This is a genomic window from Cytobacillus oceanisediminis, assembly GCF_003182355.1.
GTDB lineage: Bacteria > Bacillota > Bacilli > Bacillales > Cytobacillaceae > Cytobacillus > Cytobacillus oceanisediminis_A.
This window is the reverse complement of record NZ_QGTW01000001.1, coordinates 779,837-804,952: the sequence shown is the minus strand read 5'-3', so window position 1 is coordinate 804,952 and position 25,116 is coordinate 779,837. Positions and strand designations below refer to the sequence as shown.

Genomic DNA, 25,116 nt, shown 5'->3' with positions numbered 1-25,116 from the left:
AAATCTTTACATCCAATTTACATTTGCTCTGTATAATTTCGAATATAGGTCATTAGTATGATAAGTTGGAGGTTATGATTTTGCATAAAAAAAGGTTAAACGGATTTCTCGCTATAAAAAAGTATAGGAGCAAATTCAGTCATAAACTAAATCTGAGTACAAGGCTATATATTTTATTTTTCTCTTTACTGCTGATCACCATAGCAGTATTAGGATCTAGTTCATACCTGAAAACAAAACAAATGGCATTGGAAACAATAGCAAATCGGCTGGAGAGAGAAGCAGAATTAATGGGCTATATCGCAGAGAATTTAAAATTTGTTTACATAAGTGATGAAAATTACTTTATGCAGCAGCTTGAAGCAAGTGTTCGTTCACAGCAAAAAAAGCTTCAGTCAGATGGGATTACGTCCGATTTTTTTTATATCTCTGAGAAGGAGATTACTCCTTTCAAAGTGAGCAAAAATTCCGCTGAACCTTTTTCGGAGGATATAATAAATAAAATCACAAAAATGAAGAATGGAGTCATTCATGAACAGATGGATGGAACAGAGTACACTGTGGCATTTCAGGAGATGGAAGAAATAGCAGGGATTTATGTGCTCTTAATACCGACAAAGTCGTATATGGGCGATGTTAGTGCTATTGGTTATTTTATAATGGTAGCCATTGCTGTCAGCCTTATTGCTGCTACTATCATTGTTAGCCTATTTGTGGGAAAAATAACGAAGCCTCTTAACCAGTTAAGAAATACGATGAAGGAAGTCCGGGATGGCAATCTGCAAAGTTCTTCCGAAATTCATACAACGATTCCCGAAATTACCTCCTTGCATAACAGTTATAATAGTATGATTGGACAAATGAGGAAAATGCTGAGCGAGATTACTGAGACAACAAAAGAGCTGGAGAATACAGGTAATGAACTGGAAGAGTCCTCCTTGAGCGCCCTTACAAGCAGCCAGCAGCTGGTGTCGGCCATTAATCTTGTAAAAGTGGGAGCAGAGCAGACTGCTGCAAGTTCAGAAAATAGCGTGATTAGCTTTAAAGAAATGAAGTATAAGATTGAAGAGATGTTTTTAAATATGGACAGTGTTAATAGCAGTTCTGCCACTATGAATATGTCTGCAAAACGCGGTGAGAGCAATATGGGCAAGCTGATTACAGCCATTCAGTCATTTGGCACAGATTTTGAAAAACTCACCATCACCATTCACCAAGTAAAAGATTTTTCACGATCGATTAATAATCTTGTAGGTTTGGTAAAAGGGATTGCAGAGCAAACAAAGCTGCTATCTTTAAATGCTTCCATTGAGGCTGCTCGTGCGGGGGAAGCCGGAAAAGGATTTGCTGTTGTAGCCGGTGAAATCAGGAATCTGGCTGAGCAGTCAGCAACAGCTGCAGAGGAAATTACTCATGCAATTAAAAATATGGAGAGTATCACGGTAGATGCTTCGGAAGAGTTTAATCAAATCCATATGAAAATAAAGGGCAATCTAGTAATAGCAAGTGAGTCGAAAAATTCTTTTGATGAGCTAATGAATGAGATTTCAGTTGTTAGCGAGAAGCTCCTATCCATGCAGTCTGAGCTGGAAAACCTGGAGCAATTGCTGCCTCATCTGGAGCAAGGTGCAGAGCAATTTTCTTCAGTATCCCAGGAAACATTGGCCAGTGCGGAAGAAATGCTTGCTTCCAGTGTTATTCAATCGAAACAAATGGAAAATACAAGCGAGATAGGAATCAAGTTAAATTTACTAGCTAACTCACTGTCTGAAATGACGAGGCAGTATAAGGCTTAGGGGAGGAAACAACCCGAGAGATTATGGATTGAATACCACAATTCTTTGATCTCTTAAAAGCATTAATAAAAGTTAATCCAGGCTGCCAGATTGGCAGCTTTTTTATTGGAATCGTTATAGCATCCGGTATTCTAATTTTACTAACTGGATAGATAGCTATAGAGTGCAGTCTGATTATCTTTCAACAATCGGGCCATTTTCTTGAACAAAAGTTTTAAAGGAAATTGGCTATATATACGTTAAAGTTTAGAAGAAGGTGTAAAGAATTGTCCTTAATTTAACGAAGCATTAGTGAAAGAAGAGTATTAATAAAGTTTAGTTTTTATTAAATACCATAAAACAAGAGCAGTGGTGAATAATGAACCATCAAAGGGATATTTATATATCAATAAAAATATAAATAAAATCAGTAATTATTTATTGTAAAACGATAAAATATGTATTAAAATCAAATTTACAATAAATAAGTGAGGTACTTTTAATGAAACAAGAGTCAACGCTCTTTTTAAAGATAGCTGGTATTCTTATCGGAATTCCGATTCTTGCTTTGTGCATTTTTTTGGTGCCTGAGATAGCAAATTTTGCAGCAGAATTGTTTCCAAATATTGCTTATATAATGTAAGGCTTTAGAATGTCAACCCGGAGATATTTTAGAATACCGAAGTGATGAAGACACACAAGATAAATTCATTATTTAACAAAAGGGGAGTTACTCATGAATTTAACCATTCAAAAATGGAGGCGCAAATTATGAGAGCACTAAAACAACTCGTTCGTTTTGGTTGGGAGCAGGCTCTATCCTGTTTGTTTCCTGTCGCTATTTTTGCCTCATTGGCTTTTACACAATTCATGACGCTTCCCTTCCTGCCGCGTTATGACTGGCTGCTCATCATCTGTCTTCTGATGCAGTGGTGGATGGTGCATTCCGGGCTTGAAACGCGGGATGAACTAAAGGTTATCACATTGTTCCACCTTATTGGACTTGCTCTTGAACTTTTCAAGGTACATATGGGCTCCTGGTCTTATCCAGAGGAAGGCTATTTCAAAGTTTTTGGAGTGCCTTTGTATAGCGGATTCATGTACGCAAGTGTAGCGAGTTATCTTTGCCAGGCGTGGAGGCGGTTAAAGGTTGAACTGGTTCAGTGGCCGCCGTTTTTGGTAGTTGTACCTCTTGCAGCTGCGATTTATTTGAATTTTTTTACCCATCATTATTGGATTGATGTTCGCTGGTGGTTATCTGGACTTGTAATGATCGTCTTTTGGCAATCATGGGTCACATACGAGGTTGATGGAACTCGTTACCGTATGCCACTCGCAATTTCTTTTGTGCTCATCGGATTTTTTATATGGATAGCTGAAAATATCGCAACGTTCTTTGGAGCTTGGGAGTATCCAAACCAAACCGATGCATGGAGTCTCGTTCATCTAGGAAAGGTGAGTTCATGGCTATTATTGGTGATTGTTAGCTTTCTTATAGTAGCGACGTTAAAGCAGGTTAAGGGGAAAAATTCCACTAGGATAGACGCTAGTCAGTTTTTATAACTGTTATGAATCCTCTTTATAAAAGTGCCATTCCTTAGCTGAATTCTACTTTTTTGGTTGAAGTTCTCTTAGCTTACAAAATTCCGCATAAGATAAATTGGAAAAAGCAACGTTCGAATTGTTGCTTTTTTTCTTTATCAATAGCTTTTAATAATATTGCAGGAAGGCATAACTTAAACTTAAGGGGGCGATTCTTTAATAAGGAAGGATCGCTTTCCTTGTTTAACGAACAATGCGGGTTAGCTGAATAATTCCAACGATTGTTGAAAAAGTATATAATGTTATTATTAACAAATTAATAAAACAAACACAGCTAAACTTTGTTTCGTTGGAATAGGAGAAAGAATGAGGAAAAAAGATCCGGGTATACACTGTACTAGACAGTCTATTATTGACCCATTTTCTACAATAGCAAAACGAAGGAATTTTAAAGAAATATCAATTGCAGGTATAACAGAGGAAGCAAATATTAATCGTTCTGCTTTTTATTATCATTTTAAGGATAAAGAGGTGTAAGAGAATGAATAAAAGATGGACGATTGGTAAAATTAAAGAATTTGTTGAGAACAATTCGGAAAGCAGGCTGCTAACGACGGAATATAAAGGTTTTTCTCAAAAATTACTATTTAAATGTGCATGTGGCAGCAACTTTGAAAAAACATTTACGAAATTTAAGAATAATAACCAGCGTAAATGTGACGTGTGCCAACCGCCAAAAGCGTCACGCTAAACGTATAGCGAATAAATGAAGGTGCCGATTTCTATAAAGAGAAGTTGGCTCTTTTTTATTTTTAGGGAGTATAAATGTGGATTTCACTAAAGGGGCAACTTAGTTGAAAAGTGGCTCGTGTACAACAATCCAGCCATTATCTTAAAGTAAAAATACGACAATTCGTAATTCCTGTTATAATTAAAATTATCTAACAGTTAAGGAGGCGTTGTTGTTATGAAAAATGGATTTATGCTTAATGGGGTGCTTTTTGATTAAAGGGTAACGCATGATGATAACCCCTATAAACTGCGTGATCCCTAATAAGCAGGGGGATGGCTAAAGATGAAGAAAAATCGTTTAGCAGTAGAAGCGCTGCCGGGATATCAACCTGAAATTGGCAGATGGGTCTGGTGTTTAGAAGATGTCAGAAGAACGATTTTAAAAAGAATAACAGGATTAAGCCAGGAAGTTCTGGATAAGCGGTTAAATGGCGGACACTCCATTGGGCAATTGTTATATCATATCGCTTTTATTGAGGCGGATTGGGTTTACGAAGAGGTCCTTGAAGGGAAATGGAATCCCGATATCAGATCATTATTCCCTGAACAAGACCGCAATGTGGATAACACTTTAACACATATTCAGGGACAGAGCATAAATGAACATTTACATCGTCTGAAGGCTGTAAGAAAGGAATTGCTTTATCATTTTCGTTTTATGAATTTAGATGATTGGCGTCGCTCAAGAAGTCTGGAATATTACGATGTAACACCAGAATGGGTAATCTATCATCTAATTGAACACGAATCACATCATAGGGGACAGATATTCCAAATGCTCCGGAATTTTAAGGATGAATAACTAATTTATAGGGTATAGAATCTGAATATCCGTTAAATGGTTTAATAAAAAATATAAGAAGTTTTCATCAATCGGGTGAAAGAGTTGAAGATCAGGCTGTGGTTTCGGCAGCTTTTTCTATTTGTGCTAACGGGAATGGTAGTTAAATAAGATAAACGTCAATAGCCACTCTTCTATAAAAGGAAGAGTGGCTATTTTTATCGAATTAAATGATTATCATAATTTTTCAGAGGGTTTACAAATGGAGAATGAATAGGATTGAACTCATATTTCAGATGTAAAAATTCAAATTTAACATTTCGTCTCAATATTTTAATACCATAAAATAATCTTACATAATTAGAATAAATTCGAGTTCATTACCACCTTAAGTCCCAAATTAATGTAAAACTAAAATATAACGCATTTCTAATGAAATGCGTCCTTTTCATCCGCTTTTGGCTATGCTGATTTGTTATATCTGTTTAAAATACAGGTATCATTAATCCCTCACTTCAACATCCTCACAGGCAATACCTTCCCAGGATTCATAATATTCTTCGGATCAAACAGCTGCTTTATCCCATACATAAGCTCTAAGGCTTCCCCGTGTTCTTCCTGCTGGTATTTTATTTTTCCCAATCCCACTCCATGTTCTCCCGTGCATGTTCCTCCATACGAAAGGGAAAGTCTGACGATTTGTTCGTCGATTTTTTCTATAGCTTTCATTTGTACAGGATTGTCGGGATCATAAAGAAAAATGGTATGAAAGTTTCCATCCCCAATGTGGCCGAGAACGCCTCCCTCAATCCCCTCCCGGTCAATGATTTCTCTTGCGAAGACGATCAGTTCAGCCAGTTTTGAAATCGGAACACATACATCGGTTCCGCAGGCTTTCAAAAAGGGATTCTGATGGCGGAAAGCATAGGCTAAGTCATGTCGTGCTTTCCACAACATAGCCCGGTCCTTTGATTTGGTTTCGGCAACCCAATCCTTGCTTCCCGCTTCTGCCACAATCATTTCAACCAATTTGGAGTCTTCCTCCACACCGCTTTGATTTCCGTGGAACTCGAAAAAGAGTGAATGGGCAGCAGGGTAAGAGGTGTTGCTGTATTCATTCACTTTAAGCATGCTGACCTGATCAACAAGCTCCATTCGTGCAACTGGAATGCCGGCCATGAGGATGGATTCTGCAGCACGCGCGCATGCCCGTATATCCGGGAAGGAACAGCGCGCGGCAAGAATATGTTCCGGAATGCCGGAAAGCTTTAGGGTAATTTCAGTAAAAATACCCAGAGTTCCTTCCGACCCAACAAACATTCCGTTTAGGTGATAGCCAGAGGATGATTTCTTTGCAAGACTTCCGCTTTGAATCAACCTCCCGTCAGGAAGAACGATTTCAAGCTTTAACACTTGATCTCTCATCGTTCCGTATCTAACAGCAGCTGTCCCGCTCGCATTCGTAGCAGCCATGCCACCAATGGTGGCATCTGCACCCGGATCAACCGAAAAGAAAAGACCATGACGGTTTAGCTGTTCATTCAGTTTTAGACGGGTGATGCCGGGCTGAACGGTTACCATCATATCCTCAGGCCGGAAAGAAACAATTCGGTTCATTTTCTCAAAGTTTATGCTGATTCCTTTATGAATGGGAATAGCTTGGCCTTCAAGTCCTGATCCTGCTCCATACGGAACAAGTGGAATTGCATGTTTATTGGCATACTGTACGACAAGCTGGACATCTTTGGTGCAGGAGGGGAAAACGACCACATCGGGTTCTCTGTGAGGATGAAAGGATTCATCTTTACTGTGGTGATATAGCTGAGTTTCGCTTTTGCTTACTTTTTCTTTACCGAGAATCTTTAGAAGATCGTTATACAATGCAAATCCATCTCCACTCTTTGAATATTTATAATTTTATAAAAATTTGTTTACATTTATTTTATCAGAGGTTATTATAACTGTATACAGTATACAGTTAGATTTTGGAGGCATCAGATGAAAAAAATTGCAAAGGAACGCTCACTGGGTGAACAAGCCTATGACATTATTAAACAATCTATTATTTCCGGAGATCTTTCCCCAGGTGATGTGCTTCCTGAGGAAAAGGTAGCAGGAGATTTAGGGATAAGCCGGACACCATTAAGGGAAGCCCTTCAGCTTCTTGCCCAGGATGGCTTAATTGTCATGGAAAAGGGGAAGCGGGCGGCAGTTGCTTCCTATTCGCCGTCAGAGGCCCTCGATTATTTGGAAGTTCGTTCTGTTCTTGAAGCGTACAATATTCAAACGATTGAATATACGCTTGATGAGGCTTTGATATCTGACCTGGAAAAGAATATTGGGTTGCAGGAAAGAACCATTAAGGATCTGGATTATCAAGAATTTAATGATTTGGATTGGGCCTTTCATTTGCTGCTGGCAGAAAGGAACAAAAACAAAACGTTGGCAGAAATGATTAAACAAGTGAACAAAGGGGTTAACCGTGCTTTTCTATTATTATCAAAAACTCTCCCCATTAGTGTGAAGGATGCTGTTGAGGAGCATAAATCCATTGTCAATGCTTTAAAAGATAGAGATATTTCATTAGCTAAATTAAAGATGGAATATCACATCCAGCAGGTTGGCAAGCGAATACAAACTTATTTAAAAGAGGGGGAATTTTAATGAAGAAGTTGTTATGGTTCACGATGCTTATTGCAGTCTTAATCGTCAGCGGTTGCGGAAGGCCTACTGCTGGAGATAGTAAATCCGGCGGGGGAGAAAACGGAGATAAATATACGATCCGTATTGCCCATCTGGTTCCTGAAGAACAATCCAGCCATATTGCCGCAGAGACATTTAAGAAGAATGTAGAGGAACGGTCAAAAGGTAGAATCGAAGTACAGCTTTACCCAAATGGGTCTCTTTACGGGTCTGACCGTGAAGCGATTGAAGCCGTTCAGCTTGGGAATGTTGAGATGACGATTCCTGCAGTAGCCCCGCTTGCTTCTTTTAACAAAAAATTCATGGTGTTTGACCTTCCATTCCTGTTTAACTCCAACGAAGCTGCTTATAAGGCTTTGGATGGGGAATTAGGAGAGACCTTATTGAAGGATCTCGAGAATAATGACCTGAAAGGTCTGGTGTTTGCCGAAAATGGTTTCAGACATATGTCAAACAACAACGGACCGATTGAAAGTCCTGAGGATCTAAAGGGAATGAAGTTCCGTACCCTGGAAAATCCTGTCCATACAGATACTTTTAAATCTTTCGGGGCTAATGCTTCTCCATTTGCTTTTGGAGAGCTGTATACAGCTCTCCAGCAAAAAACATATGACGCTATGGAATGTCCTATTTCCCTTTATTACACAAACAAGTTTTATGAGGTGCAGGACTATTTAACTATGAGTGGCCATGTGTATGCTGCTACGATTCTATTGATGAACAATGATTTCTACAATAACCTGCCGGAGGATTTGCAAGAAATAATTACAGAGGCCTCACTTGAATATCGGGATGAACAGCGTAAAATTGCTCAAAAGCAGGATAAAGAGTTTTTGGACAAACTTAAAGAGGGCGGCATGCAGGTTAATGAGCTGACTGATGAACAGAAGGATGCCTTCAGAGAAGCATCCAGATCTGTATATGACAAGTATATCCCTGAAATTGGTGAAGATCTGGTAAACCAGGCACTTGAAGCAAACAATTAAACAGGCAATAACAGGCCCGCTTACTACGTTTGATACGGAGTTAGGTGGGCTTTCCTTAAACATCCAAAACAAGGAGAATGCTATGAAACGATTAGATAAATATCTTGAAGAAGTTTTTCTGGTTCTCACTTTGGCTGCGATGGTCATCCTCATTTTTGCCCAGGTGGTGGGACGATATGTATTTGATTCTGCGCCCAGCTGGACAGAAGAGCTTGCCCGTTATATACATATTTGGCAGGTTTGGATTGGAGCCAGTTATGCGGTCAGGCTCCGTGCGCATATTCGCGTAGAGGCGTTTAGAAATTTATTCTCGGATTCTATTAGAAAAGTGTTTGATACCCTATCGATTCTCGTATGGTTTATTCTCGCCTTATTCCTTGCTGTATTGGGCACACAGCTCGTCTTGAGTAGCTTGAAGAATGGACAAACGACCCCAGCGATGCAGCTGCCGATGTGGATTCCATTCCTGGCTATTCCTTTGGGTGGTGCTGGAATGTCAATTCGCCTTCTTCAGCAGCTTTGGTTTATCTGGAAAACGCCTGTCAGAAGTGAAGGAGGAGAAGCAGTTTGACAGTTGCCATTCTGTTTATTTCACTATTCGTCTTCTTATTAATCGGTGTTCCAATTGCCATCGCATTGGGTGCTTCTGCACTTTTGACGATTTATTTTACAACCACTTTGCCGCTGACGATTATGACTCAGAAAGCCTTTACCTCACTAGATTCCTTCCCGTTATTGGCCATTCCGTTCTTTATGCTTGCAGGAATACTAATGGGGAAAGGCGGAGTTTCCAAACGGCTGTTAAACCTCGCCACGATACTTGTTGGGTGGATGATTGGCGGACTCGCCTTAGTGACCGTTGTCTCATGCATGTTCTTTGCTGCCATTTCTGGTTCCGGTCCTGCGACTGTGGCAGCGATTGGTTCCTTCATGATTCCTTCCATGCGGGAAAAAAACTATGGAGAAGGGTTTTCTGCTGCAGTGGCTGCTGCTTCCGGTTCAATTGGTGTCATTATTCCGCCAAGTATTCCTTTTGTCCTCTATGGTGTTATTGGGGGAGTATCTGTTGGTAGCATGTTCCTGGCGGGGATTCTTCCGGGAATCATTCTTGGGGCGGGCTTGATGATTGTCTCGTTTCTCATATCTAAAAAGCGTGACTACAAGCCTGAAAAGAGAGTCAATTATTCTACAAAAGAACTATTAAAATCATTATATGATGCAAAATGGGCATTGCTCATACCGGTTATCATCCTCGGCGGAATTTATGGAGGTATCTTCTCACCAACCGAAGCCGCGGTAGTTGCCGTTGTCTATGCCATTATTATCGGTGTGTTTGTTCATAAAGAATTAACTATGAAAGATTTATACGACAGTTTCAGGGAAGCTGTCGTCATTAATGCTACAACAATGATCATTATCGGTCTGTCTATATCATTCGCTTATATTATGACTCTTGAGCAAATCCCTGCAAGCATTGCAGATTTTATTACGAATCTATCAACTAACCCATTCGTGATCCTGCTTGTAATTAATTTGCTCCTGCTAATCGTTGGGATGTTTATTGATACGATTTCTGCTTTGGTTGTCTTAACACCAATTCTTTTGCCGATTGTGACTGCAGTTGGTGTAGATCCGATTCATTTTGGCGTCATCCTGGTGGCAAACCTGGCAATCGGCTTTATCACTCCGCCACTCGGTGTTAATTTATTTGTCGCTTCGAGTGTGAGCGGTGTGAAGATTGAAAAGATCTCGATGGCCATCCTGCCGTTCTTATTTTCGATGATTATTTCTTTGCTAGTGATTACCTATGTCCCTGCATTGTCTATATGGCTGCCGGAGTTTTTACAGTAATAGCATGCTGATGAAAGGTTGATGAACATGGCACTGTCACTGAACGCACGTGTTCTGGGTCTTGAAACCCCAGGAATAAGAAAATTTTCCAATCAGCTGGTCCATTTTCCGGATACGGTGAACCTTACTATAGGACAGCCGGACTTTCCACACCAGCACATATTAAAGAAGCGGCTATATCGTCCCTTTATGCGGATTATACAAGTTACTCTCATAATGAGGGATGCTAAGCCTGAGAAAAGAAGTGCAATCTTTCTTTGAAGAGAAGTATGGCCTTTCCTACCGGGCAGAGGACGAAATCATCATTACTATTGACGCCAGTGAAGCATTGGATGCCGACTTCCGCACCATTTTGGAGGAAGAGGATGAAGTAGTTGTGTTTGCTCCTGCCTATCCCGGCTATATTCCATTGATTGTGCTGTGCGGACCGAGGCCTGTCTCGGTGGATACCTCTGCAAATGTATTTAAAACGGACCTTGAATTATTGAAGCAGTCGTTACCAATAAAACGAAAGCGGTTTTATTTCACTATCCATCCAATCCAACCGGAGTTATACTACAAAAGAGGAGATGGAAACTCTAGCAGAATGGCTAAAGGCACAGGACTTATATGTTATTTCTGATGAAATATACAGCGAAAATACATTCGGGAGCCGGCATGTTTCTTTTGCCGCACTAGATGGTATGAGAGAAAGAACCATTTTGATTAATGGGCTCTCCAAGTCCCATTCCATGACTGGCTGGAGGATTGGCTATACACTTGCACCTGCATCAATAAAAGAGCAGATGGTAAAAGTGCATTTGTATAATGTGATTTGTGCCTCTATTACGAGCCAGTATGCAGCCATCCAGGCGCTGAAACTTGGAGGCAATGATCTCGAGTTGATGAATGAGACTTATGTAAAAAGGCGGGACTATGTATATGAAAGGCTTCATAGGATGGGGATGGAGACGGAATAGCCCCAAGGAAGCTTCTATATTTTCCCGAAGATACCTGATGGTTTCTCAGATTCGCACATCTTTGCAACCAGGCTCCTCCGCGAAGGAGGGGTGGTCGTTGTTCCCGGCAGTGCCTTTACACCATACGGGGAAGGCTATATACGAATTTCTTACGCTTACTTCATGGAAATCCTCAAGGAAGGATTAAACAGGCTAGAACGTTTTATTCATCATTACAAGGCAAAGGAGTCTTTTGTATGAAACATAAATATTCATTTCAGTCACCAGAGCAACTAAAGTCCACTTTATGCGATCTGGTATCTATCCCAAGTGTTACATTATCTGAAGGGGAAAAGCATTTTCCGCTAAGGGTGGAGCAGCTGTTAAGGGATATTCCTTATTTTAAAAAACATCCCTCACAAATTATTAATCATCCGATGGCGGATGGCAGGTTTGTTCTGACTGCCCTGTATAGGCATGACGAGGCTGAGAAAACGGTTGTAATGATCAGCCACTTTGATGTCGTAGATATCGATGATTATGGTGAATTAAAGCATCTTGCCTTTTATCCAGAAGAGTTAACCAGGGCACTGAAGGAACGTACTGACCGTCTTCCTGCTGATGTAAGGGTAGATCTTGAATCAGGGGAATGGCTGTTTGGAAGAGGGACGATGGATATGAAATGCGGGCTTGTTCAGCATATGTCGCTCATCGAGAAGGCTTCTAGTGAAGAATGGAAAATCAATCTGCTTTTGCTGACTGTTCCTGATGAAGAGGTGAATTCAAGGGGAATGCGGGAAGTGATTCCGAAGCTTCTGGATATTGCGAAAGAAAATGATTTAACTTACACTCTTTTCCTCAATTCAGAGCCGATGTTTTCCCAGGTTCCTCAAGATGAGAAATACTATTTTTACACGGGATCAATCGGGAAAATTATGCCCGGAGCACTTTGCTTTGGCCGGGAAACACATGTGGGCGAGCCGTTCTCCGGTATCAATGCCGGGTGGATGTCATCCGTTCTAACACAGGAAATTGAATGGAATAAAATGTTTTGTGAAACTGTGAATGGAAAGATCAGTCCGCCGCCGACTCTCCTGCTTCAAAAAGACTTGAAAAAAGAGTATTCTACCCAAATTCCACACCGTTCTGTCAGCTTGTATAATCTATTATTAATGAAGAAAACTCCTGCTGATGTGATGGAGGAAATGAAGCGGGCAGCTGAAATCGCAGCGGAGAAAATGGAAAATTTTATTGTAGAAAGGTACCGTTCATTTAACCTGGAAATTAATGAAGTTCCAGATATCCGCATATTCTTCTATGAGCAATTAAGGGACTTTGCTGTTAAGAAGACAAGTGAAGATTACATCACCATTCTGGAACGGTCCATTGCCAGAGACACACAAGGCGACATTCGTGAACAAACAATTCAAATTGCAGACCAAATATCCATGCTATGCCAGGAACTAGGGCCAATGATCGTCTTGTTCTATGCACCGCCATACTATCCGGCCATTAATACGGCAAAACATAAGGATATCCAGTCTCTGTCACACACTCTCGTTCGCTTTACAAAGGAAGAGTTTGACAAGGAGCTCCATGCAGTTGACTATTTTAACGGGATCTCAGATTTAAGCTATGCGGGATTACAGGGAGACTTATCTGAAATGGAAATGTATAATTCAAACCTTCCAGGAGGACAGGAGCTGTATTCCATTCCTTTTGATGAAATGTCCCAATTCAAAGCACCGGTTATCAATGTTGGGCCGATAGGAAGAGATGCTCATCAAAAAACAGAGCGGCTGCATGTACCATTTGCCTTTGAACAGCTTCCTAAGATTCTGGAGCATTTGATTTTGGAGCATCAATCTTGATAAGTTTATAATTACTTCCATTTTTCAAGAGCTGCAAGGTAAAGAGTTAGCTTACACCTTATCAAGGTAAAGCCTTACATTTTGATCTGCATATGATTAATCTTGTTAGTTACAGAGACGTTACTAACATTAAAAGTAACGTCTTTTATGTTTCAAATGAAGAGCCGATTAGGTATGCTCGAAATTCAAAAAAGTTAACTCAGCAACCACTTCGTATAAACTTAAAAGCACTGCTTTACATATAGAGGTGGGGATGATAGGCTCTTTGCCTTTTGTAATAAGCGTTCATCGTTTTACCTTTAACAAACCACCATGCCCATATATGGAATGAGTATCGCATAACTCGAGTGTTGCTGTATTGATAGGACATGGCAGTAATCACAGGCATCTATTTTTTTAGGCTGTTTTGCGGGATAAGTCAGATGGGATAAAGGCTTTCATATGGAACAAAGCAACATTTAAAAAAAATACAGAACGGGAATCTTCAATGTTGGGGACTCCTTTAATATTTCCTGAATTTTAAGAGGAATTGTTGGAGGATATCAGACAAGAAGGTTTACAATCAATGGTAGTAACTAACACAATGTAATGGAAAGGTGATGGATAGAAGTGAATGCTGCAACTTTTTTTCCTGAAAACATCAAAGCCGCACTTAAGAATAATTCACCTGGCGAGTGGATTCCCAAGCTTCCGAATGATTGCATTCGTCTGCATTCCGGGTATCCGGCACCTGCTCTTATTCCAGATGAGGAGCTAAAGGAAGCGGTTGTCAGTCTATTGGATGTAGAGCGGGATTTACCGCTCCATTATCTTGGAAGTCCGAGTATTGCAAAGCTGAAGAAACAGGTTGAAGAAAGGTTGGAAAAGCGAGGTATTTCTGTTTCAGGAAAAGAACTGTTGATAACCTCCGGCGCCTGCCAGGCGATCGACTTAATTGCCCGCATTTTCCTTGATCAGGAGACAATTGTGGCGATAGAGTCTCCCACTTATATGGAAGCTTTAGAAATTTTTCAAAACTATACCAAATCTATTATCAGTATTCCGGTAGATGAAAATGGACTCCAAACTGATGTATTGGAAGAGGTTTTAGTGGAAAGGAAACGAAAGGGGCTAGCCCAGCCACGTTTTCTATATACCATTCCAACCTATCATAATCCTACAGGGACGACAATGACAATAGAGCGCAGACAGCATGTATTGGAGTTAGCCGACAGCTATAATTTCTTCATTGTGGAGGATGATGCATACGGGGAATTATCATTTGATAAGAATCCATCAACACTGAAAGGAATGGATAAAAAGTCCAGAGTTCTGCATGTTGGTTCATTATCCAAGGTTGTAGCACCAGGAATGCGCATTGGATGGATAGTAGGAGCAAGTGAAATCATTCATGCATCCGCCTGGTTTAAAAAAGATCTGGACCATCCATTTGCTCAAGCCACTATGGCTACATTCATAGCAAACATCGATTTTGAGGAAAAGCTCCTAACCTTGAGAGACACATACCGGGCCAAATGTGCCGTACTACTCTCGGCACTGGAACTGTACCTTCCAAAATCGGTTTCCTGGTATATACCAAAAGGCGGTTACTTCGTATGGATTAAAATTCCCGGAGTCGACACATCGAAAATGCTGACAGAGGCGCTGTCGGAGGGAGTATCCTATATCCCGGGTAAATACTTTTTCCTGGACCAAACAGATGGAACCGAGTTTCTGCGCCTTTCGTTCAGTTATGAGGATGAAAAGGAAATAGCAAAGGGAATTCAAAGGCTGGGGAGAGTGGTAGAAGCTAGTCTTTGAAATAAATATATCTATATTATTTAAGTTGGTTATGATACGTGTGGTGATGTTCGAGCATCAAGACAACATAACTACTATCGCAGAGAATATGGATAATATCGAATAGTTGGAGCGTTTCGAAACTGCGGTTGAGGATATTAACACGAAAATATTTAAAATAATAATTGCTGCATCATATTTTTAAATTGTGGTTATAACAACCCTACTATTCAAGAAGAAAAACAAACAAATGCTTAAAGGTATTGGTGCAGTCTTTACTATATTTGCAGGGATTGCATTGTACTTTACAATAGTAAATTCTATTGAACTTAAATACTGCATTTCAAAATGCTGAAGTAGGTAGCGGAAAAGAAATTCTAACAAGATTTAAATCAATTCATGCTCCCTTTTTTCAAAATCTTTATTACATCTTTGTTTAGAATTATAATATATTTTAAAGTAAGATTGGGGAGGAGTAAAATGGAAAGTGTCAACCAAGTAACTTGTGAAAAAAGGTCCTATTCTAGAGAGTTTAAATCTCACCAACATGAGTTTGGCCAATTTTTATTTCCGTTACAAGGCTCCTTAGATATACAAACGAAGTGGCAAGCGATAAAACTTAACTCAGATCACTGTTTTTACCTTCCTCCCAAGTTAGATCATAACTACAGATCCATAGACAGGAATGAATTTTTAATCTTGGATATTCCAACGCAATATTTACCCGAAGATACAAGCAGCATGTATATACGGTTGGATAAACAATGGGATTCTATCCGTTATTTGCTATTGGAAGAGGCGAAGAGTCAGGAGAACACATCCTCCTTAGTAGATTTGACTAGATATGTAACCAACAAACTTCAGATCTCAAACCCCCCTTCTATTGACTATATTCATAAACATTTTAAGGAGTCAATTAGATTAGAAACTTTAGCCAAAATAGAACATTACCATCCAGTCTATTATTCAGCATGGTTTAAGAAAAAAACCGGGAAAAGCCCAAAAGTTTTTATATCTGAACTTCGTTTAAAGGAGGCTAAACATCTGTTAATTTCAACAGTATGGTCCATGTCGAAGATCAGTGAGGAATTAGGTTTTGAGAATTCTTCATCGTTTACTAGGTGGTTTGCTAGTTGTGAGGGAATTTCTCCACAAAAATATAGAATTCTTAATAATGGATAAAAGGGATATTAAACTTGGTAAAGAAAATTTTCAAGAAATTTTCTATTATAAGTTTCAATATTCTTTTTATCTTTTTTATTGAGGTGAGCGAAATGATGGGAAAAATGTCTCCTTTTTTAATATTACTTGCAGCAATACTTTGGGGGACCACGGGAACATCTCAGGCACTTGCGCCGGAAACAGCACATCCTATTGCTATTGGTGCTGCCCGCTTAGCAGCAGGTGGTCTATTTTTATTATGTATTGCTCTCGCAGCAGGAAAAATGAAAATTAAAAATTGGCCAATCAAGACAACTATAATGGCTTCTTTAAGTATGGCATTGTATCAGCCATTATTTTTCTCTGCAGTTACCATTACAGGGGTAGCGATTGGGACAGTGGTAGCAATTGGCAGTGCGCCTATTTTATCTGGTTTCATTGAATGGATTTATTTTAAAAAACGTCCGGATATCATTTGGTGGTGTTCCACATTCCTATCAATTTTAGGTTGTCTAATGTTGTTTATGAATAAAGAATCAGTATATGTAGACCCTGTTGGAATATTAATGGCTTTGGGGGCTGGTTTATCGTTCGCCAGTTATACTCTTGTAAGTAGAGAGTTGATTGAAAAATATTCATCCTTATCAGTAGTTGCAGTAGTTTTCACTCTTAGTGCAATCTGTTTATCACCATTTTTATTTGTTTTTGATATGTCTTGGATAACGAGTTTTCGAGGTGTGAGTGTTAGCCTTCACCTTGGGATAATGGCAACTGGGATCGCATATTTCCTTTTTGCTAAAGGTCTTATTCATGTCTCTTCATCAACTGCAGTTACACTTGCTTTAGCAGAACCATTAACAGCAGCATTATTAGGAGTTTTCATATTAGGAGAATACTTAAACAGAACCTCTTGGTTAGGGATTTTCCTCTTAATGCTAGGAATCGGAATATTAATATGGTCATCCAAAAATTCTGGTAGCCAAAAGGAACTTAGGATGGTTCAGCATGAGTGACATACAAAAATTATAAAAAGGTGGTTCGATCAGTATGGCAAAAATTGAAGACTTTTTAAAACTAGATATACGTGTTGGCACGGTCATCAGTTCAACATCTTTTTCTGAAGCAAGAAAACCTGCTTTAAAACTGGAAATTGATTTTGGAGAAGAGATTGGTATAAAACATTCTTCTGCTCAAATTACACGGAGATATAGTCCTGAACAACTTTGTGGACGTCAAGTGGTAGGAGTAGTGAATTTTCCACCAATGCGTATTGCAGGGTTTAAATCTGAGGTATTGGTAATAGGTGGGGTTCCGGAAGAGGGGGATGTTGTTCTTTTAAAGCCCGATGAACCTATTAGAAATGGAACACGTATCTTATAATAGATTTGTGCTTATTGTATAGCCGATTAATTATTTGATAAAAGATATTTACCACTGAATTAGTAAGAATTTTATTCTTCTTAATCTAAAGAGTGCAGGTGTAGAAGAAAGGGATTGCTGCGGCAATCCCTTTCTTGTTATTGGGCTAACGGGGAGTTTAGTTAAAGTATAGATAAAATTTAGTACCAACTATTAATAGCAAGTGATAAAATGAAGGTAAGTAGTTTAACTTTTTAATTATTAAGAGGGAAAGTGAGGGTTCGGCTTGTATTATATTATTGCGTATTTATTAAAAATCTTCTTACGTATATTTGGAAGGATAGATGTTTACAATAAGCAAGTTTTGCCTAGTAACGGTCCTTATGTTATAGCGTGTACACATACTGGATGGGTTGATGTGATCTATCTTGGCACCACTTTGTTACCTTCAAGAATACATTATATGGCGAAAAAACAGCTTTTCGATAATAAGTTATTTTCTTGGTTGTTAAAGAAATTAAATGCGTTTCCCGTAGATAGAGAGAATCCCGGACCAAGTGTGTTAAAAATTCCAAATCGCCTTTTATCAAAGGGAGAGATTGTTGGAATATTTCCAAGCGGAACGAGGACTCATGAACAAATAGCTTTAAAACAAGGTGCCATTACAATCGCACAACGTTCTAATGTTCCTATTGTCCCTGTAGCTTATAAAGGACCGAACAATTTAAAAGAACTTTTTTCAAGAAAAAAGCCTTATCTTATATTTGGTGAGCCTATTTATATAACCTCAAAAGATAAAGAAGAAAGATTATATTTTACCAATTTCTTAGAACAGACTTTAACTAATTTAGAGAAGGAAATTTCAAACAATTCTTAAGCTTTTAGAGAATTTATACTAATTGTTACATACTTACACAAATCTGAGGTCAAAAAATTAATTTCTTTGGAGAGATACAATGAAAACATTGGATTTATTGCTAGAATCGAGTAAACAGTTAATTAGCGAGGTTAAAAAATTAAATGATGAAGAAATAAATGAAAAGCCTGCCCCAGATAAGTGGAGCATCGCACAAGTTTGTCATCATTTATATTTGTCAGAAGATTTATTTACAAAATCTATAGTAAACGGATTAAATGGTAAAGAATACGAGAGTGTTTCCCATAAACCTATTCATTTAGCTTCTGATAGATCCCAAAAATTCGAATCACCAGAAATAGCTAAACCATCTGAAGATCCTTTAAATGTTGAGATTATTTTAAAATTTTTATCTCAATCAAGAGAAAATTTATTAAATGTCCTTCGTACAATTAATGATAGGTCTATCCTATCTAAAAGAGCAGCGAACCATCCTGCATTTGGTGAATTATCTTTAGAGCAATGGATTGAATTACTGTACTTACACGAGCAAAGACATATAGAGCAAATAAAAGATATAAAGCTGTCTAAATCCTATTGATAAAGGGTATTAAGAACTTTTTGGGGTTCTAATATGCAAGTTTACGAAGAATTTTACATAAACTAACGGATACAAGATTGAAAGATTAGCTGCCAACTGGTGGCTTTTTCTTTTTGAACGAAAGGGCAGGTTAGTTCGATAAGGTACTAACAAGAAGTTTTCAATACATCGGATGCATGTTAATGGAGGAACCCTCTCAAAAATCATCGTTTTGAGAGGCTTAGTTTTATTTAAAAGCAAGTTGATTAGGAGAGTGGAATATGTCTCAGATGATTGCTCAAATTCTAAGTGACATAAATAACCGTTTTGAGTATATTTTCTTAGTGCTGGAAATTCACATGATGCGACCCTCAATATAAACTCACCCATACTAAAGGAGTAAAAAGTTATTTGGAGTAATATGATTTTTTCTGCTGCTAATTAAAGCAATACAGTGAGCCAATCGCTCTACACCTAGCTTAATCTGACTCTCGTTCACTTGAGAGATGCTTAATCGAAGGAGATTTTCCTTTTTATATTCTGGCAAAAACATTCTAGATGCATCATCAACAAATATATGCTGTTCGTTTAGCATATGAACTACCTGTTTCGCTGTCACATTCTCGGGCAAACGGATGGTTAGATAAAATCCTGAAGTCGGTTTTGAAAAACAAGTATTAGCTGGTAGCAATAATTCACAGGCTTCTTGAAGGATTTGCATTTTAGTACGGTATACCTCTTTTATTTTTTTGAGATGGCTATTAAACATACCACTTTTTAAATAGATTTCTAGTGCACCTTGAGAAAGTGCTGAACTATTAAAATCTGAACTAAATTTATATCTTAAAAAATTGTTAATCATCAATGTAGGAAGAACGACTGCAGCAATCCTTAATCCTGGGAGGAAAATTTTCGAAAAGCTTTTAATATAAATTACTCTCCCGGAAGGATCAAAAGAAAATAAAGGATCTGATTTTGCATTTGGGTCAAGGTCTCCTAAAAAATCATCTTCCACTATATATACATCGTATTTTTCAGCTAACTCAACGATTTTTTTCTTTTCGCTATTCGAGTAACAATGTCCAAGTGGATTGTGAAATCTCGGGATAATATAGAAAAATTTTATATCATTATTTCGAAAAATGTATTCCAGACGATCAAGATCAATGCCTTCCATCGATAATTCAATTCCAAAAGTATTAGCTTGCTGTAGATTGATGGACTCAATGAATCCGAAATAAGTAGGCTGTTCAATTAGAATATTGTTTTTTCCATTTGGAAACGGCATAGAAATTAATAAATTAAGGGCTTGCTGCGACCCAGAAACTACGACTACTCTTTCAGGTTGAGTGAACACCTGCAGATTCTGCAAATATTTCACTAACTGTACTCGTAATGAGTAAAGCCCTTGTTGATCAGAGTATGTAAAAAGCTCTTCTTTATATTGTTCAATTGCTTTATTCATACAATGTTGAAATTCAACATAAGGCATAACGTTTTTATCTGGTCCAGCAGACAAGAAATCAATCACGTCATTTTCATTCGTAGCATTTTGAAATTCATTCACAACAAAGTAGCCACTTTTAGGAACTGAATAAATTAAATGCTCTTTTTCTAGTTCGACGTATGCCTTAATGACCGTATTTTTGCTGCATGAAAAATACTCAGATAATTGACGAACAGAAGGGAGCTTACTGCCTGCAATAAGCGATCTATCTGCTAGCCGAAGTTTAATTTCTTCCATTATCTTGATGTATTTTGAACTCATATATTAATTCCCCTTTAATTGTACCAGTACAGATGGGTAAAATAATGATTTATTTTATTGTATGTACCCCATTATCATTTAATTATATCAGAACTGTGCATTTGAAAAGCAGAAAATGATACAGATATTCTCAAAAATTAAAAGATAGGGGCAGGATAAGATGCAGAGAGAAACCAGAGAGAAATTTGGATTATTGTTGGGATTAGTAGGTGTCATTTGTTTTAGCTTAACGCTCCCTTCTACAAGTATTGCAGTAGAGTATTTTGGTACTACGGTCGTTGGTTTAGGAAGGACAGTGGTTGCAGCCTTTTTGGTAGCTGTGGTATTGATTGTTAGAAAAGAAAAACTACCTTCTCCTCGCCAATTCAAAAGTCTACTTATTGTTGCTTTTGGTGCAGTTTTAGGATTTCCTCTCCTCACTTCTTGGGCAATGGAATCCTTGCCTGTTTCTCATGGTGCTGTGGAATTAGCCCTGTTACCATTAGCAACAGCCGGATTTGCTATGTTTAGAGCAGGTGAAATCCCTTCTCTCAAATTCTGGATTTCAAGTGTAATCGGCTCTTTAGCTGTTATTATGTATGCACTTCATCTTGGATTCGGTCAATTACAATTTCCCGATTTAGCTTTACTAGCAGCAGTGCTTTTACTTGGACTTAGTTACGCAGAAGGTGGGGGATTAGCGAAAGAATTAGGCAGCTGGCAAGTGATTGCTTGGGCAATTATGATCGGTGCTCCATTTTTCATTATTCCAGTTGGGCTAAACCTTACAACTGAAATGATCCATGCCCCTTTACAAGCTTGGGTTAGTTTTATTTACCTCGCAGTAGTTAGTCAATTTCTAGCATATGTTGCTTGGTATAGCGGAATGGCTATGGGCGGAATAGCAAGAGTTAGTCAGGTTCAATACTTACAGCCATTTTTAATGATTCTCTTTGCAACAGTATTTCTAGATGAATCCATTACATTTTTCACTCTTGTAATAGCAATGGTTGTTGTCTTCTCTGTTATATTAGGCAAAAATGCTCCCGTATCAAAAAAAGGATCTGTATTAGAGAAAAACTAACTGCATGTTCAAAAGACTGTGAAGAAATGTACCTGGTGGAAGAATTGAAAATCCAGCTGCCAAAACAGGTGGATTTTTTCTTATTTAACTATAATAGGGGCAGATTAATTTTTTGATATTCACGAAAATCACTTGAGAGGGTCTTTCAAACAAACCGTGCCTAATCCTTAAATTTACGGCATCTTTATGAAATCGAAATGAGAGATGTAAAGTGTTTAATTTTAAAGCAGAAAAAAAAACCACGCTGAGTGGTTTTTTAATCTCGCATTGCTCCTGCTTCTCGGGCAGTCATTGCACCTTGCCCTTCACTTACATCTTTTTGAATTTCTTGTTTTACTTTTTGTGCATCAGTTCCGGAAAATTCCGGTTTCGTAATAGAACCCAAATTCTCTTTAGCTTGTCGATCCTGTTGCATTACAAATCCTCCTCCATTTCTTGTTTTAACAATCTTATTATTTACAAAAAAACACTCGGTATATCCGAGGATTAGAACGAATTTCACTTAAAGTAAAGGGGATTAGTCCTGTAGGGGCAATATAGTTGAATTAGCTAATCCTATCGAGATAAAATAGAGGTTATATTTATCATTTCCAAAGGTTAAAAATAATCGTTTTATATTTTTATGGAGGAAATCATGGATGAACGGGATTGGCAAATATTAAAAGTTCTATATGAAAAAAAGAACATTACGAAAACAGCACAAAGTTTATATATATCACAACCTTCGTTAACGAAGAGAATCCAACAAATTGAAATGGAATACGATCAAGCTATTATTAGCAGAGGTGCAAAGGGAGTCCAATTTACACCCCAAGGAGAATATTTGGTTAAATGTGCAGATGAAATGCTTGGTCGACTTCGTCAAATTAAAGAAACGGTTCAAAACATGGATCATGAAATAAGCGGTACTTTACGATTAGGGGTCTCTAATTATATTACGAGACATAAATTGCCAGGTCTTTTAAAACTGTTTCGTGAGCAGTTTCCTAAAGTGAATTTTAAAGTTACAACTGGATGGAGTCGAGAAGCTTTTGACCTCGTTTATAATCGTGAAGTTCATATTGGAATTGTGAGAGGGGATTATCATTGGGGTGGTTCTAAGCATCTCCTTTTTGAAGAAAATATCTGCATCACCTCAAAGGAAAAAATTGAACTAAAGGATTTACCGTCATTACCGAGAGTTCAGTATGATACAGATAATGCATTAAAGGCATTAGTCGATAATTGGTGGACTAGAACATTTTCTGAACCTCCCATAATTGGGATGGAAGTTGATAAAGCAGATACATGTAAAGAAATGGTGTTGAATGGATTAGGGTATGGAATTCTTCCCAGCGTACTTGTCGAGGATCATTCAAGTCTGTATCGTATTAATTTGAATAATGAAAGCGGTCAACCACTTGTGAGGAAAACGTGGATGCTGTATCATCAGGAATCTCTGGAATTAAAAGTAATTAAAGAATTTGTAGAGTTTATTAAAAAAATGGATTTTATTAATGATATTTAATCAAGGCATGGGTTCATTACCCATGCTTTTTTCTTTGTTTATTCATTTTTTGAATGCCTCCCGATAGCTTATTTGTATTTTAATAAATTTTTTAGCCTTTTTATAATTAAATTGCTGAGGGGGAGAGAAAATGAACGAACTATCGAAGATGCTGGTACCGATGGTTAAACAGCATGAAGGAAAAAATTTTGATGCAATATTGATAGATGATATGGCATATATGGGTGGTTTTAATTTTATGAGTTACGTTAAAAGTGCTATCATTCACATTCACCCTGAACGAATTATGATAAGCGAACCAATAACGGGAAAATATTTTGGGTTACCGATTAACGGAATCAAAGAAATACATGATGAGACTACCAGTAAGTATGACGTCGCTTTTACGGTATATTACAAGAATGACTATAGTGTGTTTATCCAGATATTTGAACCATTTTATTGATAAAACAAAATAAATAATTGAGGAATGTTGCATGCATTTAAATGGAGGAGTACTTTATGGAGATTTTACTTCTTATTTTAATTAAAGTGTTTTTTCCGGTTTTTTCACTTATAGGAGTCGGTGCAATTCTCCACCGGAAATTCACCTTTGATATGAGGACGTTGTCTAAATTAAATAATTATTTATTAATGCCTGCAGTAGGCTTTACTAGTACATATGGGAGTACATTAGGAGGAAACATCTTCGTATATATTATTAGTTTCCTTGCTATACAAAATCTATTTTTGATTGGCGTAAGTACAGGTATTTCTAAGGTGTTTAAATTTGAAAACAGGTTATCTGCTACCTTCAAAAATAGCGTTGTACTTATAAACTCCGGCAATTTTGGGTTACCTGTGAGTCAACTTGTTTTTCAGCATAATCCGTTAGGTTTATCTATTCAAGTAGTTGTTATGATTTTTCAAAATCTTCTTACCTATACCTATGGATTATATAATTCTTTATCTGTTGATAGTAAAGGATTCCAGGCAATGAAAATATTCTTAAGAAACCCTGTGTTTTATGCCTTTTTGTTAGGGATTTTTCTCCAAGCAACATCTATTAAAATACCAGAATTTATATGGACACCGATAGAAAATACATCAAATGCTTTTTTGGCGATAGCTCTCATTACACTTGGGGCGCAGAGTGCGTTTATAAAAATCCATAGGTTATCAACTCCATTGGTACTAAGTCTTCTTTGCAGGCTCATATTGGCACCTTGTATTGCGTTTGTCGCAATTTTAATATTAAGTTTAGAAGGTACAGTTGCACAGGCGTTGTTTATTGCAAGCTCGTTCCCTGCTTCAAGAAATAGTTCACTTATTGCCTTGGAATATGGAAATCATCCGGAATATGCTGCACAAGTTGTTTTATTAACAACTTTATGCAGCATGATTACTGTTACTACTGTTGTTTATCTATCCAAAATATTATTTTAAAAAATGAAATAAAAAGTTCGGTACGAAAAAATAATTAGCTGTATCGGTTTCTTGTTAAGTTAAAGGGGCATGTTAGTTGAACAAGTTATAAATTGTATAATTTAAAAGTATAGAGCATTTCTTGCAATGAGGAATGCTTTTTTATTTTGGCTCTGTTAAAGCGAAGGCACGAGCTCCTCGAAAATGCATTCGCAGTTTCTTCGTACGGTGTTTATTCGAGGATGCTTATTGAACGTCCTGCAGGAGTGTGGATCAAAGGGAGACCAGAAGGAGCAAAGCGACGAGGAGCGTCGGACCGTCCGTGGAAAGGGAGTGCCTCGTGCTGAAATCAACAGGCTAATTTAATAGAGCCTTTGTTTTAAAAAAATAGAAGGAATCT

General features: G+C 38.0%; 23 protein-coding genes and 3 pseudogenes. 23 read left to right on the top strand and 3 right to left on the bottom strand.

Going from position 1 to position 25,116, the window contains the following annotated elements; translation table 11 throughout:
- The first annotated feature begins 74 nt into the window (after positions 1 to 74).
- The 7 genes and pseudogenes from DFO73_RS03850 to DFO73_RS03825 all read left to right on the top strand — a co-directional run bounded on the left by DFO73_RS03850 (position 75) and on the right by DFO73_RS03825 (position 4,911).
- On the top strand, positions 75 to 1,796 hold the full coding sequence (locus tag DFO73_RS03850) for a methyl-accepting chemotaxis protein (RefSeq protein WP_110063424.1): 1,722 nt from the start codon (positions 75 to 77) through the stop codon (positions 1,794 to 1,796).
- Positions 1,797 to 2,277: 481 nt separating this feature from the next.
- Positions 2,278 to 2,412, top strand: a pseudogene (locus DFO73_RS03845) (DUF2975 domain-containing protein); the annotation flags it as partial.
- A gap of 1 nt (position 2,413) precedes the next feature.
- Positions 2,414 to 2,494: pseudogene (locus DFO73_RS28440) on the top strand (helix-turn-helix domain-containing protein); the annotation flags it as partial.
- Between the two features lie 52 nt (positions 2,495 to 2,546).
- Positions 2,547 to 3,338, top strand: coding sequence for a DUF817 domain-containing protein (locus DFO73_RS03840; RefSeq protein WP_110063423.1), 792 nt, complete (start codon positions 2,547 to 2,549; stop codon positions 3,336 to 3,338).
- Between the two features lie 345 nt (positions 3,339 to 3,683).
- Entirely contained in the window at positions 3,684 to 3,854 is a 171-nt protein-coding gene (locus DFO73_RS03835) for a TetR/AcrR family transcriptional regulator (protein WP_110063422.1), read from the top strand.
- Between the two features lie 4 nt (positions 3,855 to 3,858).
- The gene (locus DFO73_RS03830; protein WP_110063421.1) at positions 3,859 to 4,068 is read left to right on the top strand and encodes a hypothetical protein; all 210 of its coding nucleotides are present in this window, start codon (positions 3,859 to 3,861) and stop codon (positions 4,066 to 4,068) included.
- 324 nt (positions 4,069 to 4,392) lie between these two features.
- Positions 4,393 to 4,911, top strand: a complete 519-nt coding sequence (locus DFO73_RS03825) for a DinB family protein (RefSeq protein WP_110063420.1) — start codon at positions 4,393 to 4,395, stop codon at positions 4,909 to 4,911.
- Positions 4,912 to 5,400: 489 nt separating this feature from the next.
- Here the strand turns inward: DFO73_RS03825 and DFO73_RS03820 are convergent, their stop codons facing one another.
- Entirely contained in the window at positions 5,401 to 6,771 is a 1,371-nt protein-coding gene (locus DFO73_RS03820; protein WP_110063419.1) for an FAD-binding oxidoreductase, read from the bottom strand.
- A 117-nt stretch (positions 6,772 to 6,888) separates the two neighbouring features.
- On the opposite strand from DFO73_RS03820, the gene DFO73_RS03815 reads away from it, so the two are divergent.
- The 12 genes and pseudogenes from DFO73_RS03815 to DFO73_RS03760 all read left to right on the top strand — a co-directional run bounded on the left by DFO73_RS03815 (position 6,889) and on the right by DFO73_RS03760 (position 18,995).
- Entirely contained in the window at positions 6,889 to 7,554 is a 666-nt protein-coding gene (locus tag DFO73_RS03815) for a GntR family transcriptional regulator (RefSeq protein WP_110063418.1), read from the top strand.
- A complete protein-coding gene (locus DFO73_RS03810) occupies positions 7,554 to 8,579 on the top strand; it encodes a TRAP transporter substrate-binding protein (protein ID WP_110063417.1) in 1,026 nt (341 codons plus the stop codon). The genes DFO73_RS03815 and DFO73_RS03810 overlap by 1 nt, the downstream gene beginning before the upstream one ends.
- Positions 8,580 to 8,661: 82 nt before the next feature.
- Positions 8,662 to 9,150, top strand: a complete 489-nt coding sequence (locus tag DFO73_RS03805; protein WP_110063557.1) for a TRAP transporter small permease — start codon at positions 8,662 to 8,664, stop codon at positions 9,148 to 9,150.
- The gene (locus DFO73_RS03800; RefSeq protein WP_110063416.1) at positions 9,147 to 10,430 is read left to right on the top strand and encodes a TRAP transporter large permease; all 1,284 of its coding nucleotides are present in this window, start codon (positions 9,147 to 9,149) and stop codon (positions 10,428 to 10,430) included. The genes DFO73_RS03805 and DFO73_RS03800 overlap by 4 nt, the downstream gene beginning before the upstream one ends.
- Before the next feature lie 27 nt (positions 10,431 to 10,457).
- Positions 10,458 to 11,629 (top strand): annotated as a pseudogene (locus DFO73_RS03795) (aminotransferase class I/II-fold pyridoxal phosphate-dependent enzyme).
- Entirely contained in the window at positions 11,626 to 13,239 is a 1,614-nt protein-coding gene (locus DFO73_RS03790; protein ID WP_110063415.1) for a M20/M25/M40 family metallo-hydrolase, read from the top strand. The pseudogene DFO73_RS03795 and the gene DFO73_RS03790 overlap by 4 nt, the downstream one beginning before the upstream one ends.
- A gap of 609 nt (positions 13,240 to 13,848) precedes the next feature.
- Positions 13,849 to 15,039, top strand: coding sequence for an aminotransferase-like domain-containing protein (locus DFO73_RS03785; protein ID WP_110063414.1), 1,191 nt, complete (start codon positions 13,849 to 13,851; stop codon positions 15,037 to 15,039).
- Positions 15,040 to 15,498: 459 nt separating this feature from the next.
- Complete coding sequence (locus DFO73_RS03780; RefSeq protein WP_110063413.1) at positions 15,499 to 16,200, top strand: AraC family transcriptional regulator; 702 nt, start codon at positions 15,499 to 15,501, stop codon at positions 16,198 to 16,200.
- A gap of 92 nt (positions 16,201 to 16,292) precedes the next feature.
- Entirely contained in the window at positions 16,293 to 17,192 is a 900-nt protein-coding gene (locus DFO73_RS03775) for an EamA family transporter (RefSeq protein WP_110063556.1), read from the top strand.
- 34 nt (positions 17,193 to 17,226) lie between these two features.
- Entirely contained in the window at positions 17,227 to 17,559 is a 333-nt protein-coding gene (gene csaA, locus DFO73_RS03770; RefSeq protein WP_110063412.1) for a chaperone CsaA, read from the top strand.
- A gap of 265 nt (positions 17,560 to 17,824) precedes the next feature.
- Positions 17,825 to 18,415 (top strand): lysophospholipid acyltransferase family protein, encoded by a 591-nt coding sequence (locus DFO73_RS03765; RefSeq protein ID WP_110063411.1) that lies wholly within the window; start codon positions 17,825 to 17,827, stop codon positions 18,413 to 18,415.
- Positions 18,416 to 18,494: 79 nt separating this feature from the next.
- Positions 18,495 to 18,995, top strand: coding sequence for a DinB family protein (locus tag DFO73_RS03760; RefSeq protein WP_110063410.1), 501 nt, complete (start codon positions 18,495 to 18,497; stop codon positions 18,993 to 18,995).
- A gap of 370 nt (positions 18,996 to 19,365) precedes the next feature.
- Here DFO73_RS03760 and DFO73_RS03755 read toward each other — a convergent pair whose 3' ends face one another.
- Positions 19,366 to 20,742, bottom strand: coding sequence for an aminotransferase-like domain-containing protein (locus DFO73_RS03755; RefSeq protein ID WP_110063409.1), 1,377 nt, complete (start codon positions 20,740 to 20,742; stop codon positions 19,366 to 19,368).
- Positions 20,743 to 20,902: 160 nt separating this feature from the next.
- Here DFO73_RS03755 and DFO73_RS03750 point away from each other — a divergent pair, with 160 nt between their 5' ends.
- Positions 20,903 to 21,805, top strand: coding sequence for a DMT family transporter (locus DFO73_RS03750; RefSeq protein WP_110063408.1), 903 nt, complete (start codon positions 20,903 to 20,905; stop codon positions 21,803 to 21,805).
- A 256-nt stretch (positions 21,806 to 22,061) separates the two neighbouring features.
- Here DFO73_RS03750 and DFO73_RS28435 read toward each other — a convergent pair whose 3' ends face one another.
- Positions 22,062 to 22,220 carry a hypothetical protein gene (locus DFO73_RS28435; protein ID WP_181395906.1) on the bottom strand — a complete coding sequence of 53 codons (159 nt, stop codon included), beginning with the start codon at positions 22,218 to 22,220 and terminating at the stop codon, positions 22,062 to 22,064.
- Between the two features lie 219 nt (positions 22,221 to 22,439).
- Between DFO73_RS28435 and DFO73_RS03745 the strand changes: the two genes are divergently transcribed.
- From DFO73_RS03745 to DFO73_RS03735, 3 genes are all read left to right on the top strand, one after another.
- A complete protein-coding gene (locus DFO73_RS03745) occupies positions 22,440 to 23,312 on the top strand; it encodes a LysR family transcriptional regulator (protein ID WP_110063407.1) in 873 nt (290 codons plus the stop codon).
- A 130-nt stretch (positions 23,313 to 23,442) separates the two neighbouring features.
- Positions 23,443 to 23,757, top strand: a complete 315-nt coding sequence (locus DFO73_RS03740) for a hypothetical protein (protein ID WP_110063406.1) — start codon at positions 23,443 to 23,445, stop codon at positions 23,755 to 23,757.
- Positions 23,758 to 23,813: 56 nt separating this feature from the next.
- Complete coding sequence (locus DFO73_RS03735; RefSeq protein WP_110063405.1) at positions 23,814 to 24,737, top strand: AEC family transporter; 924 nt, start codon at positions 23,814 to 23,816, stop codon at positions 24,735 to 24,737.
- Positions 24,738 to 25,116: the final 379 nt, after the last annotated feature.